Raw genomic sequence first — 13128 nt, 5'->3', positions numbered from 1 at the left:
TCAGGTTGCGTCAAGCGCAGGCTTGCTCTTCACTGGTCAGAACCTGCTCTTGAAATGGATACAGGCCCGTTTCATAAAGATAAAATTGCGGCCTGATGGAAAGAACCAGAAAAATTCATGCCAACATTGTTTCGCTTCATCATTACGCTGGCCGTGCTGGCTGGCATCGCCTACGGCGCTATGGTGGCGTTGGTTATGTTCGTGGAGCCAAAACAGGCGGAATTAAGTGTGCGCATCCCGGCTGAAAGGCTGGACCGTCAGGAATAGGGACCAGACAGACATGAAGGATGCTGCCCGCATTGAAGCCTTTCTGGAAATGATGAGTGCAGAGCGCGGGGCGGCACAAAACACACTGGCCTCCTACCGGCGCGATCTTGATGATGCGGCTGGGGCGATTGAAGGCGGGGTAACGCAAGCCGATACCGCAGCACTGCGCGCCTATCTGAAAAAAATGGCCGCATGTGGTTTTGCAGCCTCTTCACAGGCCCGAAAACTTTCGGCACTGCGCCAGTTTTTTGCTTTCCTTTATGCCGAAGGGCTGCGCGCGGATGATCCGACCGGCACGCTGGACAGCCCAAGGAAGAAAACTGCACTACCAAACGTCATGAGTGAAGCAGAAACGAGCCGTTTGCTGGATCGTGCGGCTGCCGAAGCTGCAAATCCTGAACTTTCTGACGCAGATGCTGTTGCCGCGCTTCGGCTGCATGCGCTGGTTGAAGTGCTTTATGCAACAGGTTTGCGCGTCTCGGAACTGGTGGCCCTGCCTGTAACGGTTGCACAGCGCAGTGACCGTTTTTTCATGGTGAAGGGAAAAGGCGGCAAGGAGCGCATGGTGCCGCTTTCGGCCAAGGCGCGTGCCGCCATGCAGGACTGGCTGGAAGTCCGCAACAAACAGGCCGGTTTTGAAGCCAGCCCGTTCCTGTTTCCAGCCGCTTCCAAAACCGGCCATCTGGCCCGGCAGGTTTTTGCCCGCGATTTGAAAAGCCTGGCTGCACGGGCTGGAATTTCAGCGACAAAACTTTCCCCGCATGTGTTGCGCCATGCATTTGCCAGCCATCTTTTGCAAAACGGCGCAGACCTGCGCGCTGTCCAGCAATTGCTGGGTCATGCTGATATTTCGACGACCCAGATTTACACACATGTTCTGGAAGAACGACTGGCGCGATTGGTCAATGAACACCATCCGCTTGCTGATTAGGCTTCATATCGCTATGTGAGAGCAACATTTCGCGTCTGGTAACTCTATATTCAGGGTTGTACAGGCATCTGTTAACGCCATTTCTGGCGCCCTGGTCCGATCACAAATGTATAATTATCTCGACTTTGAAAAACCGGTTGCCGATCTGGAAGGCAAGATTCTCGAGCTGAAAAAGCTCGCGGAAAGCGGCGAGTCCGTGGACGTTGCCGACGAGATCGCCCGGCTTGAAAAGCGCTCGCGTGATGCGCTGCGCGATCTCTACAAGGCGCTGACGCCATGGCAGAAGGTGCAGGTGGCCCGCCATCCCGACCGTCCGCATTGTCTGGATTATGTGCGCAGCCTGTTTACGGAATTTACGCCGCTGGCCGGTGACCGCAATTTTGGCGAGGATCAGGCACTGATTGGCGGCTTTGCTCGCTTTCGGGGTGAGCCGGTGGCCATTCTTGGTCAGGAAAAAGGCTCCGATACAGCCAGCCGCCTGAAGCATAATTTTGGCTCGGTGCGGCCCGAAGGCTATCGCAAGGCGGTTCGCATCATGGAACTGGCCGACCGTTTCGGCATTCCGCTGATCTCGCTGGTGGATACGGCTGGCGCCTATCCGGGCGTCGGCGCAGAAGAGCGCGGACAGGCCGAGGCCATTGCCCGCTCGACCTCTATGGGGCTTGCTCTCAAAGTGCCGTCGATCTCCGTTATTATTGGCGAGGGCGGCTCAGGCGGTGCGATTGCCATCGCGACTGCAAATCGGGTCTATATGCTTGAACACGCCATTTATTCGGTGATTTCGCCTGAAGGTGCGGCTTCGATCCTGTGGCGTGACACGACGCGCTCGAAAGATGCGGCCACCAATATGAAAATTACCGCGCAGGATCTTCTCAATCTCAAGATCATTGATGCGGTGATCCCTGAGCCACTGGGTGGGGCGCACCGTGCACCGTCTGCAATTCTGGATGCGACCGGCGATCTGATCGCCCGTACATTGAAGGAGTTTGGTGAAGGAAATATCGATTTTCGCGATCAGCGCCGCGAAAAATATCTGGCGATGGGGCGCAATTTGTGACTGCCGTAAGTCCACGGCACATTTTTGCCACAAAGAAGCCATCGCTTCCCGGTAACAAGGCTATCATGGCGGCTTGAGCAGATGGCCTGCGTGGATGGCTTGTGCAAATGTTTGGGCTGCTGTGGTAAGGATTTCGCAAGGTTAACGAGTTATATCGTTTCTCGAGAAAAGCCTTGCAATCATCAGGTGGTTGCCGGGCAGTATTTTTCGGTAATGATGTCATGTCCGGTTCTCTATCGGGCATGTATAAAGACAAAGAGCGTGTCTATGCCGACCAGATTTACGCTGACCAGATTTGCCAGAATGGGACTTTTTGTCAGTGCTGTCGCGCTTGCTGGTTGCACGGATGCTTCAATCGGCGATTTTACGCCCCAGCATGCGAATCGGCAGCTTCCGCCTAAAATCCAGCAGGCGATGAAGGCCAAGGACATGAAGAAGACGTCGCCGATTGTGGCGCGCGTGTTCAAGGAAGAGGCCAAGCTGGAAATCTGGAAACAGAAGGCCAATGGTCGTTACGACATCATTGCCAGCTATGACATCTGCAAATGGTCGGGCAAGCTTGGACCTAAATTCACCGAAGGCGACCGGCAGGCCCCGGAGGGTTTTTATACGGTCCGCTCATCGCAGATGAAGCCGAATTCACAATATCATCTGGCCTTCAATATAGGCTTTCCCAACGCTTATGATCGCGCCAATGGACGCACCGGCTCCAATCTGATGGTGCATGGTGCCTGTTCTTCGGCCGGCTGTTATTCGATGACCGATGCGCAGATTGAAGAAATCTACGCTTTTGGCCGCGATGCCTTTCAAGGTGGCCAGACCGAATTTCAGGTGCAGGCTTTTCCCTTCCGCATGACGGCTGCCAATATGGCGCGCTATCGCAATGATCCCAATTATGAATTCTGGAAGATGCTGAAAGTCGGCTATGATCATTTTGAGCTGACCAAGGTGCCGCCCAAGGTGGATGTGTGTGAGCGGCGCTATGTGTTCAACCAGATTTCGGCTGACGGCAAGCCTTTCAATCCTGTTGGTGCCTGTCCAGCCAGCACACAGCCTGATTCCCTCAAAATGGCCTATAGCAGCTATCAAAGCAGCTATGAGGCTGCTTTTGCCAGTGCGTTGAAATCGTCTGCGCCTGCCCCCAAGCCGACCATTGCTGGTTTGAAGGAAGCCAATATTGTTTCGGAATGGACCCGCAAGCGGGCACGTGGCGAGCGCGTGCCGCTTGAGCCGCCGACGCTGAATGCCGATGGCAGCATCACCCAGAGCGAACGCATGGGCCGTATTGCCTCGGCTGAAGGTCGTCGCATGGCCGCACTGGAGGCTGAACAGGCGGCAAAGAAAAAGGCTTCCGCGGAAAAGGAAGCAGCCATTGCTGCGGCAAAGGCTGCGAAACAAGCACAACAGGTTGAAACGGCTGCTGCGGCCAAGGCTGCTGAAATTGCCGCACAAACGCCTGTGCAGGCGCTGGATGCTCAAACCGCACAGACCAATATGGCGGCTGAAGGCAATGGCGCGGGCGCGAAGCTGAAAAAGCGGCTGCTTGGCATGTTTGGCGGCTGACAGGTTTGGACGATTCGATTGAAATTTATGATTTGAGGGGTCTCAACTGCCCCTTGCCGGTGTTGAAGGCGCGCAAGCGTCTTGCCGGGTTGACGCAAGGGGCGCGGCTGTGGCTGGAAACCACCGATCCGCTGGCGGTGCTTGATATTCCGGCTTTTTGCACTGAGGCCGGTCATCTTCTTGTTGAAACCGTGGCGCTGGATGGTGCGCACCGTTTTCTCATTGAACGGGGCAGATAGCTCTACTTTACCACAAAACCATGTGCGAACGGGTCACGGTCGTCGATGAAAATGGTGTTGTAGCCGGTCATCCGTGCCCAGCCCGCCACCGAGGGGATGATTGCGTCGTGCTCCCCTATTTTAACCGCAGCTTCAACGCGGCCCTTGAACAGGGAGCCGATGATTGATTCATGGACAAAATCATCACCCACCTTCAACCTGCCCTTGGCTGCCAATTGCGCCATGCGTGCTGATGTGCCGGTGCCGCAGGGTGAGCGGTCAATGGCTTTTTCGCCATAGAATACGGCATTGCGGGCATGCGCCTCCTCAACCGTTGGCTTGCCGGTCCATTGAATATGCGACAGGCCGCGGATTTGTGGATGTTCGGGGTGAATGAACTCGTATTTTTCGTTCAGGGCTGCGCGTAATTTCGGTGACCAGCCCACCAGTTCGCCTGCGGTATGGTTGACCATATCATCAAAATTTTTCTGCGGCTCGACAATGGCATAAAAATTACCGCCATAAGCAACATCGACAATGATTTCGCCAAGTCCCTCGACCTCTGCCGTCAGCCCTTCGGCATAGAGGAAGGAAGGCACATTGGTCAGCCGGACTTCTTCGACAAAGCGGCCTTCCTGCCGATAGGTGATGTCCACCTTGCCAGCGGGGGCATCGATGGAAAGGCGGCCTGGTTCACGCGGGCTGATCAGCCCGTTTTCAATGCCCATGGTGATGGTGCCGATGGCGCCATGGCCGCACATGGGCAGGCAGCCGGATGTTTCGATAAACAAGACAGCCACATCACAGTCAGGCCGTGTCGGCGGATAGAGAATGGAGCCGGACATGATGTCATGGCCGCGTGGCTCAAACATCAGCCCGGTGCGGATCCAGTCAAATTCTTGCTGAAAATGCTCACGCTTTTCCAGCATGTTGGCCCCTTCCAGGCGCGGGCCACCGCCAGCGACAAGGCGCACAGGATTGCCGCAAGTGTGGCCGTCAATGCAGGAAAATGTATGCGTGGCCATGGTTTTGAAAACCTTTGCGGCAAGAAGAGAGCACTGAAAGTAAAAGCTGACTTGTGAAACTGTATCATCAGTCTCACAAGTCAGAAATTCAAGCTCGTTTACGGCCTGTCAAAGGCCCAGAAACCGGAATGGCTCCGCTTCCTTGAACTCACCATTGACCTCACCTGAAAAGATATTGGCCTGATCCGGCCCAAGGTCGAGTTTCAGCACTTTCCCGGTTTCCGCCGACAGATCCAGCCTGGTCAGATCGGTCCAGAAAATATTGGGAGTCATTACCGATTCAAAGAAATAGAGCTTGTGCTCCTGATCGGAAACGGTGCGCCAGCGCGTGGAAGAAATATTGGGCTGGTCAGGTGTTGAAATGCCGTAGGGCACAGAGACATTGCGGATGACGCTGAATGCGCTGGCAATGGCTTCTCGCGGATTATTGGTCTGCGGGATTGCATTGACATAGAAGGCGGCCCGCGCAAAGCGGTCAGAGGCGCGGTTGGTGCCGGGCAGCATCACGGTTCCGCCAATCTGCTGCCAATAGCTGTTCAGCGCCAGTTGCTGGTCGAAAGTCGGTGAATTGGTCATCACCTGATAGGCGCGGCTGTGATGAATGACCCGCTTGCCGTCGATATATTCGATGATGGCGCTATCGCCGGTGGCGTCCGATATCGACAGATGCAGGGTGGCCAGCCGATTTTCGCCGGGAACATCGGCGGTGACAATCGTGAAAGGGTCTTTTTCAAGCGCAGTCACAGCCTGTTCGACAGTGGCGAAATTGTCGAGGACATATTGCGCCCATGCGGCCAGAGACAGGCCCGGTGTCTTGCCGTCATATTCAGGATATTGTGATTCCACCAGCCACAATATGTTGGCGACAAGGCCCTCTTCATTCATGCCGTCCGTGGTGGAAATATCATAACCGGAAGTGATGACGCTGCCATATTTCGATGTCCATTCAATCGAGTTCGGGCCGGCTTCACCTGAACGCTTCATGCCGCGTGGAAACACCCAGATATTGGAGCCGATATCGGTTTTCCAGTCCATTGAGCGGGCGGTGATAATCTGCTTGCCTGCTCCTTCATAGACAAAGCGCGTACAGGCTTGTGCTGTGGCCGTGAACAGGAAGCTGGTTGAAAGCAGCAGGGCCAGACCAAGTTTGGGCTTTGCAGAAAAATTCAGGGCCATGAGAAGTTGTCCTTAATGATGAGGTGCAACTTACGGTTATAAAGCATTTTGCAGTCAGATGGTACTATCTGACGTCGCATAAATGCGGCTAAACAAGAGGTATTTTGCAGCCGGATGGTACCATCTGGCGTCGTTTTTCATGTTGCCGGATAGCCAGCTTCGCTGAGGGCATCACGAAGTGTCTGCTCGTCTGCTTTTGTAGAGATTTCCACTTGGCGCGATGGCGGGTCGGCGACCACTTGTGCTTGTGGATCAACACTTAAGACCGCATTGGTCACACGCTGTACGCAATGGTTACAGGTCATGTCGGGAAGGGTGAGTTGCAACATGTAATTTTTCCTCAAACAGCTTGTCTGTTGCTGATATGAGGGTTGCCACAATGGCAAGGTCAAGCAGGATGAGCGCAAAAAATGATTTCGACCACAGGTCTTGACCTTCCCACTGTTGGAAGCCCTATCTGAGATGCAATGGATTTGAAAAGGAAGATGATGATGATGACGCATGTCGCTCCATTGCCAGAAGCAGCAAAATCCGGATCGGCATTGAGTATTCCCGTTGAAGGAATGACCTGCGCGTCATGTGTTTCTCATGTGGAAAAGGCGATTGCCAAACTGCCTGATGTGCAAAACGTCAATGTCAATCTGGCGACCGGCCGCGCCAATATCTCCTTTGCAGGCAAGGCTGATGGCATGGCTGCGGTGCGCGCAATCGAGGGCGCAGGCTATGATGTGCCGGAACTTGCTGTAGAACTGGGCATAGCCGGCATGACTTGCGGCTCATGTGTGGCCCATGTTGAAAAAGCGCTCAAAGCCGTTCCCGGTGTCAGCTTTGCCACAGTCAATCTGGCAACGGAGCGGGCCAGTGTGCGTTATCTGGCCGGGCTTGCCTCGGTTGAGGCCATTGAGGCTGCGATCCGCCATGCAGGCTATGAGCCGCATCGGCTGGGCAGTGATGATGCGGCAAGTGAGCGTGAACGCCAGACCCGCGAACAAGAACTTGCCAGCCTGTTCCGGGCAATGCTGACGGCTGGCCTGCTGACCTTGCCGGTTTTCATCATCGAGATGGGGTCGCATTTCATTCCCGCAGTTCACAATCTGGTGATGAACACGATTGGCACCCGGACAAGCTGGCTGATCCAGTTTGTGCTGACCACGCTTGTTTTGTTTGGCCCCGGCCGCCGCTTCTTCCAGAAAGGTGTGCCTGCCATGCTGCGCGCCGCACCGGACATGAACTCGCTGGTCGTGTTAGGCACATCTGCTGCCTGGGCCTATTCGGTGGTGGCGACCTTTGTGCCGCAATTGCTGCCTGCCGGCACAGCCAATGTCTATTATGAAGCGGCAGCGGTCATCGTCACGCTGATCCTGCTTGGCCGCTATCTGGAAGCCAGAGCCAAAGGCCGCACCTCCGAGGCGATCAAGCGGCTGGTCGGGTTGCAGCCGAAAACCGCTCGCATCGAGCGGGATGGACAAGTGATCGAAGTGCCGCTGGCACAGGTTCTTGCCGGTGATCATGTGCAGATTCGCCCCGGTGACAAGGTTCCCGTTGATGGCGAGGTAATTGAAGGGTCTTCTTATGTCGATGAATCGATGATTACCGGTGAGCCGGTTCCTGTCCTCAAGGAGGCAGGCGCTCAGGTGGTGGGTGGCACCATCAACAAGACCGGTGCCTTTTCCTTTAAGGCCACCAAGGTTGGCGCAGATACGGTGCTGGCGCAGATCATCCGCATGGTCGAAGAGGCACAAGGCTCAAAACTGCCGATTCAGGCGCTGGTTGACAAGGTCACGGCATGGTTTGTTCCGGCTGTCATGGCGGCAGCCGCCCTCACCTTTCTCATCTGGCTGGTCTTTGGCCCGCAGCCTGCATTGAGCTTTGCGTTGGTCAATGCGGTGGCCGTTCTCATCATTGCCTGCCCCTGCGCCATGGGGCTGGCCACGCCAACCTCGATCATGGTCGGTACTGGCCGGGCCGCAGAAATGGGCGTTTTGTTTCGCAAGGGCGAAGCCTTGCAGGCCTTGCGCGATGTTGCAATCGTTGCGGTTGACAAGACCGGAACTCTAACCCGGGGCCAGCCCGAACTGACGGATCTGACACCGTCAACCGGGTTTGAATATAACGAGGTGCTGGCGCTGGTGGCAGCCGTTGAGGCACGCTCCGAACATCCGATTGCAACCGCTATCGTCACGGCAGCCCAGGAGCGCGGCCTGGCAATCGCGCCGCTGGAAAATTTTGAGGCAGTCCCCGGCTATGGTGTTGCGGCATCTGTGGGGGGGCGTCACGTGGCGGTCGGCGCCGACCGCTATATGGAAAAGCTCGGCCATGATGTGGCAGGTTTTAAAAATGAGGCGGCGCGTCTTGGCGGTGAAGGCAAAACCCCGCTTTATGCGGCAATCGACAACCGGCTGGCAGCCATTATTGCGGTGGCTGACCCGATCCGGGAAACCACGCCGGAAGCCATCCGCGCCTTGCATGATCTTGGGTTGAAGGTCGCCATGATTACCGGCGACAACCGCGCGACCGCTGAAGCTGTAGCGCGCCAACTTGGCATTGATGAAGTGGTGCCGGAAGTGCTGCCGCAAGGCAAGGTCACCGCAATCCATGAACTTCGTGCCAGTGGCCGCAAGCTTGCCTTTGTCGGTGACGGTATCAATGATGCGCCTGCATTGGCAGAAGCCAATGTCGGGCTGGCTGTTGGAACAGGCACCGATATTGCCATTGAATCTGCCGATGTGGTGCTGATGTCGGGCGATTTGCGCGGCGTGGTCAATGCCATTGCGCTTTCAACCGCCACAATCCGCAATATCAAGCAGAATCTGTTTTGGGCCTTTGCCTATAATGCGGCACTGATTCCGGTTGCGGCGGGCGTGCTCTATCCCGGTTTCGGCATCTTGCTGTCGCCGGTTCTGGCGGCAGGCGCTATGGCGCTGTCAAGCATCTTTGTTGTATCCAATGCACTGCGCCTGAGGGGTTTTAAACCTATATTGGCGGCAGATGCTCAAAAGGCGAAATAAGGAAATCTGCAATGAATATTGGTCAGGCAGCCCGCGCCTCCGGGGTCAGTTCCAAGATGATCCGCTATTATGAGCAAACCGGCCTGATCCCGCAAGCGGCCCGGAAGGACAGCGGCTATCGCGATTATGATGATAGCGATATTCATCGCCTGCGCTTTATTCGCAGCGCCCGCGACCTTGGTTTTGCCGTTGGCCAGATCAGGGAATTGCTGGCGCTATGGAGTGATCGCGCTCGGGCCAGCGCTGATGTAAAGGGGCTGGCGCTGGCCCATATTGAGACGCTCAAACAGAAACAGGTCGAAATTTCCGCCATGATCGCAACCCTGGAAAATCTGGCAGGGCGCTGCCATGGCGATGACCGGCCAGACTGCCCGATCATTGAGGGCCTGGCTGAAAATATTGGCGGTATGGCGCCTCAGGCCCGGCCTCACCGTTTTGGCAAAACAGGATAAGGCTTTTTTATTTTATTTGCAGCCTTGGGACAGAAGCAACCAGAGCCCGCCCGGTTTGTGATTGCGGGTTGATGACCACGCTGCTGGCTGCGCCTTCTTCGACGATGCAGCCATGATCCATGATGGCAATATGATGCGAGAGTGCGCGCACCACCGCCAGATCATGCGAGACAAACAGATAGGCAAGATTATGCGTCTGTTGCAGGCTCACCAGCAGATCAAGGATCTGGCCCCGCATGGTCACATCAAGGGCTGATACCGCCTCATCCAGCACAATCAGTTCCGGCTTGGTGGCCAGTGCACGCGCAATGGCCACACGCTGGCGCTGGCCACCGGAAATGGCATGGATGGGCCGTGTTACAAGATTTTGCGCAAGGCCAACACTTTCCAGCAGTTCTGCAATCTGGTGCGGGCGTTCCTTGCGTGAGGCCAGCCGATGAATGCGCAGCGGATCTGCCAGCACATCGCCGACGCTGGCGCGCGGATTGAAGGCAGCAGACGGGTCTTGAAACACCATCTGGATACGCTTGCGCAACCCGCGCAGCGCCTTGCCTTTCAGTGCGGTCAGGTCATGCCCGGCAAAGATCACCTTGCCTGCATCCGGCTCAGCCAGCCGCATGACAAGGCGTGCCAGCGTTGATTTTCCGCTGCCCGATGGCCCGACAAGGCCCAGCGTTTCACCGGCAGACAGCGACAAGGACACGTCATCTGCGCCCTTTACCTCACGCCCGCCGGAACGGTAGGTTTTGCTCAGGTTCTGACACAAAAGCAAAGGTGCATTCATGGCGGGTGCTTTGCAATGAGGGGCGGCGTGTCCAGCCCGATATGACTGGCCAGCAGCCTTGCCGTATAGGCTTGTCCGGGCGCGTTCAGCAGATCAGCCGCAGGCCCGGCCTCTACCAGTCGTGCCTCATGCAATACGGCGATACGGTCGGCAAAGCCGGAGGCAAGTGCAATATCATGGGTGATGAACACCAATGTCATGCGTTCAGCCGCGACCAGCTCATCCAGCAGCGACACAATCTGCGCCTGTACGATGGTATCGAGAGCGCTGGTCACTTCATCGGCAATCAGCAGCGAAGGTTTTGCGGCAATGGCTGCGGCAATGGCCACACGCTGGCGCTGCCCACCGGAAAGCTGATGCGCAAAGGCGTTCATGGCCGTATCGGGATCAGGAATATGCACCCGCGCCAGCAAGGCTCGCGCATGTTCATGCGCCTTGCTGCGTGACAGCTTCAGGTGCAGGCGCGCCACTTCGGCAATCTGCCGCCCGACTGGAATGACAGGATTAAGGCTTGTTCCGGCATCCTGAAACACAAAACCCATATCACGGCCCGCTTGCGGCGACCCATGAAAACCCGGCCAGACAATGCTGCCTGACATATGTGCTTCGGGAGCTAAAAGCCCGCCCAGCGCCCGTGCCAGCGTTGATTTTCCTGAACCGCTTTCGCCGATGATGGCCAGTCGCTCACCCTTGAAAATATCAAGGTCGAGATTTTGAAGCGCCCTATATGCGCCTTGCCCTGCCCCATAGGCGACGGTCAGTTTTTTGAGGCTGGCCAGTATTGTGCTCATGGCCGTGCCTTTCGCGTTGCCAGCGCGTCTGTCAGCCCTTCAGCCAGCAGATAAATGCCCAGTACGGTGATGATCAGACCAAGGCCGGGAACAATGGACAAGAAAGGTGCCGAGCGCAGCACATTGCGGCCTTCAGCAATCATCGACCCCCATGTGACGATGTTGGGATCGCCAAGGCCGAGAAAAGACAGTGCGGATTCAATCAGCACTGCATTGCCCACAATCACTGCCGCCAGCGCCAGAACCGGCGGCAATGCATTGGGCAGCACTTCACGTAATGCAATCTCTGCCGGGTGCATGCCGATAACGCGCGCCGCCGCCACATAATCGCGCTCGCGGATCGACAGCACTTCAGCCCGGGCCAGCCGGGCCGGTCCGGTCCATGCACCAAGGGCGATGGCAAGGATAACCACAGGCAAGGATGCCCCTGAAACACTGACAAAGGCCAGCGCCAGCAGAAAGCCGGGCACAGTCTGGAAGGCTTCCACCACACGCATCAGGGCTTCGTCAGTCAGCCCGCCTGAAAAACCGGCAATGGTACCAATCAATGCCCCGGCGACGATGGAAACAGCCGCCACTGCAAGCCCGACGGCAAGCGAAGCCCGTGCCCCATAAAACAGGCCAGCCAGCACGTTACGGCCAAGCCGGTCCGTGCCCAGCGGCAAGGCGGGGTCGGTAAAGGGCAGGATCAGCGGCGGGCCGGCAATCGCCAAAGGGTCACCGGGAAAAAGCAGAGGCGCGCAAAGTGCCGCCAGAATGAGCAGGCCAAGCAAGATCAGCCCGACCATACCGGCAGGGGAGTAAAGCAGACGCTTCAGCACAGTCATGCCCGCGCCTCATTGGCACCAACCCGTGGATCAAGCGCAGCATAGGCCATATCAACGAGCAGATTGACGAAAATGACCAATATGGCGCTGACCAGAATAATGCCGGTGAGCAAGGGGGCATCGCGCCCGGCAACGGCTTCATGCGCCAGCCGCCCGAAGCCGGGAATGGCAAATACGCTTTCAATGACGACACTGCCGCCGAGCATGGAGGCGGCTTGCAGGCCAAGCATGGTGACAAGCGGCAAAAGCGCATTGCGGGCAATGTGGAAGATGGCGATGCGGACAGGCCCAAGCCCGCGGGCGCGTGCGGCCAGTGCATAATCCTGACGCCATGCTTCAGCCATGCCAGCGCGCATCAGGCGCAGGAACAGGGCCAGATAAAGCAGGCCAAGGGAAGCTACCGGCAGCGCCAGATGCCAGGCAATATCGCGTGCCCGCGCCAGACCCTGTTTGCCCGAAGCAATCGTCTCAAGACCGGAGGTCGGAAACCAGCGCAATTGCACGGAGAAAATGACGATCAGTACCAGACCCAGCCAGAAACCGGGCACTGCATAAAGCGCCAGTGAGCCGGTAGATAACAGCCGGTCCCACCAGCTTGCAGGGCGCGCACCTGCAACAATGCCAAGCATGGACCCCAATGTGAAGGCAAGGGTCACAGCACTGCCCATCAACCATAATGTCGTGGGCAGGCGTTCAAGAACAAGATCGCCAACCGGCCGGTTGAATATCACTGACCAGCCCAGATCAAACCGTGCCAATGAGGACAGATAAAGCCACAGCCGCGAGATGGCCGAGCCTTCCAGCCCGTAGCTTTGGCGCAAGGCTTGCACCAGTGCGGGATCACCGCCGCCAATGGATAAAAGATAAGCGTCGGCAGCATCACCGGGCGCAAGTTCCAGCAGCAGGAAAGAACCGGCAATGACAATCAGCAACACCGGAATGGCGCTCAACAGCCTGCGCCGGAACAGGTGAGAGATGCGCTTCATGTCGGCTATCCTATCGGCACTGTTTCAATCTTGCCATAGCCGG

Annotated in this window: 14 protein-coding genes; 7 read left to right on the top strand and 7 right to left on the bottom strand. The window is 56.7% G+C overall.

Features of this window, described 5'->3' with window-relative positions; translation table 11 throughout:
* The first annotated feature begins 117 nt into the window (after positions 1–117).
* The 5 genes from ACFPLB_RS17155 to ACFPLB_RS17135 all read left to right on the top strand — a co-directional run bounded on the left by ACFPLB_RS17155 (position 118) and on the right by ACFPLB_RS17135 (position 4057).
* Positions 118–267 (top strand): histidine kinase, encoded by a 150-nt coding sequence (locus tag ACFPLB_RS17155; RefSeq protein WP_378231938.1) that lies wholly within the window; start codon positions 118–120, stop codon positions 265–267.
* Between the two features lie 13 nt (positions 268–280).
* Complete coding sequence (locus ACFPLB_RS17150; RefSeq protein WP_378231936.1) at positions 281–1198, top strand: site-specific tyrosine recombinase XerD; 918 nt, start codon at positions 281–283, stop codon at positions 1196–1198.
* A gap of 106 nt (positions 1199–1304) precedes the next feature.
* The gene (locus tag ACFPLB_RS17145; protein ID WP_378231934.1) at positions 1305–2255 is read left to right on the top strand and encodes an acetyl-CoA carboxylase carboxyltransferase subunit alpha; all 951 of its coding nucleotides are present in this window, start codon (positions 1305–1307) and stop codon (positions 2253–2255) included.
* Between the two features lie 267 nt (positions 2256–2522).
* Complete coding sequence (locus ACFPLB_RS17140; protein ID WP_378231932.1) at positions 2523–3818, top strand: L,D-transpeptidase family protein; 1296 nt, start codon at positions 2523–2525, stop codon at positions 3816–3818.
* A gap of 5 nt (positions 3819–3823) precedes the next feature.
* On the top strand, positions 3824–4057 hold the full coding sequence (locus tag ACFPLB_RS17135; RefSeq protein WP_378231931.1) for a sulfurtransferase TusA family protein: 234 nt from the start codon (positions 3824–3826) through the stop codon (positions 4055–4057).
* A gap of 2 nt (positions 4058–4059) precedes the next feature.
* On the opposite strand, the gene ACFPLB_RS17130 is transcribed toward ACFPLB_RS17135, so the two are convergent.
* The 3 genes from ACFPLB_RS17130 to ACFPLB_RS17120 form a co-directional block, all read right to left on the bottom strand.
* The gene (locus tag ACFPLB_RS17130) at positions 4060–5061 is read right to left on the bottom strand and encodes a 4-hydroxyproline epimerase (RefSeq protein ID WP_378231928.1); all 1002 of its coding nucleotides are present in this window, start codon (positions 5059–5061) and stop codon (positions 4060–4062) included.
* 108 nt (positions 5062–5169) lie between these two features.
* Entirely contained in the window at positions 5170–6237 is a 1068-nt protein-coding gene (locus ACFPLB_RS17125) for a linear amide C-N hydrolase (protein ID WP_378231926.1), read from the bottom strand.
* Positions 6238–6374: 137 nt separating this feature from the next.
* Entirely contained in the window at positions 6375–6566 is a 192-nt protein-coding gene (locus tag ACFPLB_RS17120) for a heavy-metal-associated domain-containing protein (RefSeq protein WP_378231924.1), read from the bottom strand.
* 165 nt (positions 6567–6731) lie between these two features.
* Here ACFPLB_RS17120 and ACFPLB_RS17115 point away from each other — a divergent pair, with 165 nt between their 5' ends.
* A complete protein-coding gene (locus ACFPLB_RS17115) occupies positions 6732–9245 on the top strand; it encodes a heavy metal translocating P-type ATPase (protein ID WP_378232004.1) in 2514 nt (837 codons plus the stop codon).
* An 11-nt stretch (positions 9246–9256) separates the two neighbouring features.
* Positions 9257–9697 carry a Cu(I)-responsive transcriptional regulator gene (gene cueR, locus ACFPLB_RS17110; RefSeq protein ID WP_378231922.1) on the top strand — a complete coding sequence of 147 codons (441 nt, stop codon included), beginning with the start codon at positions 9257–9259 and terminating at the stop codon, positions 9695–9697.
* A 7-nt stretch (positions 9698–9704) separates the two neighbouring features.
* On the opposite strand, the gene ACFPLB_RS17105 is transcribed toward cueR, so the two are convergent.
* Genes ACFPLB_RS17105 through ACFPLB_RS17090 form a run of 4 tightly spaced genes read right to left on the bottom strand, consistent with a single transcriptional unit; the run spans position 9705 to position 13085 of the window.
* Positions 9705–10481, bottom strand: coding sequence for an ABC transporter ATP-binding protein (locus ACFPLB_RS17105; RefSeq protein ID WP_378231920.1), 777 nt, complete (start codon positions 10479–10481; stop codon positions 9705–9707).
* The gene (locus tag ACFPLB_RS17100; RefSeq protein WP_378231918.1) at positions 10478–11272 is read right to left on the bottom strand and encodes an ABC transporter ATP-binding protein; all 795 of its coding nucleotides are present in this window, start codon (positions 11270–11272) and stop codon (positions 10478–10480) included. The genes ACFPLB_RS17105 and ACFPLB_RS17100 overlap by 4 nt, the downstream gene beginning before the upstream one ends.
* On the bottom strand, positions 11269–12099 hold the full coding sequence (locus tag ACFPLB_RS17095; protein WP_378231916.1) for an ABC transporter permease: 831 nt from the start codon (positions 12097–12099) through the stop codon (positions 11269–11271). Before ACFPLB_RS17095 ends, ACFPLB_RS17100 begins: the two co-directional genes overlap by 4 nt.
* Positions 12096–13085 carry an ABC transporter permease gene (locus ACFPLB_RS17090; RefSeq protein WP_378231914.1) on the bottom strand — a complete coding sequence of 330 codons (990 nt, stop codon included), beginning with the start codon at positions 13083–13085 and terminating at the stop codon, positions 12096–12098. The genes ACFPLB_RS17095 and ACFPLB_RS17090 overlap by 4 nt, the downstream gene beginning before the upstream one ends.
* Positions 13086–13128 lie beyond the last annotated feature (43 nt).

It is taken from the genome of Aquamicrobium segne (assembly GCF_042656785.1).
Taxonomy (GTDB): Bacteria; Pseudomonadota; Alphaproteobacteria; order Rhizobiales; family Rhizobiaceae; genus Mesorhizobium; species Mesorhizobium segne.
Note: the sequence above shows the minus strand (reverse complement) of the source record. Positions and strands in the feature narration are given on the sequence as shown.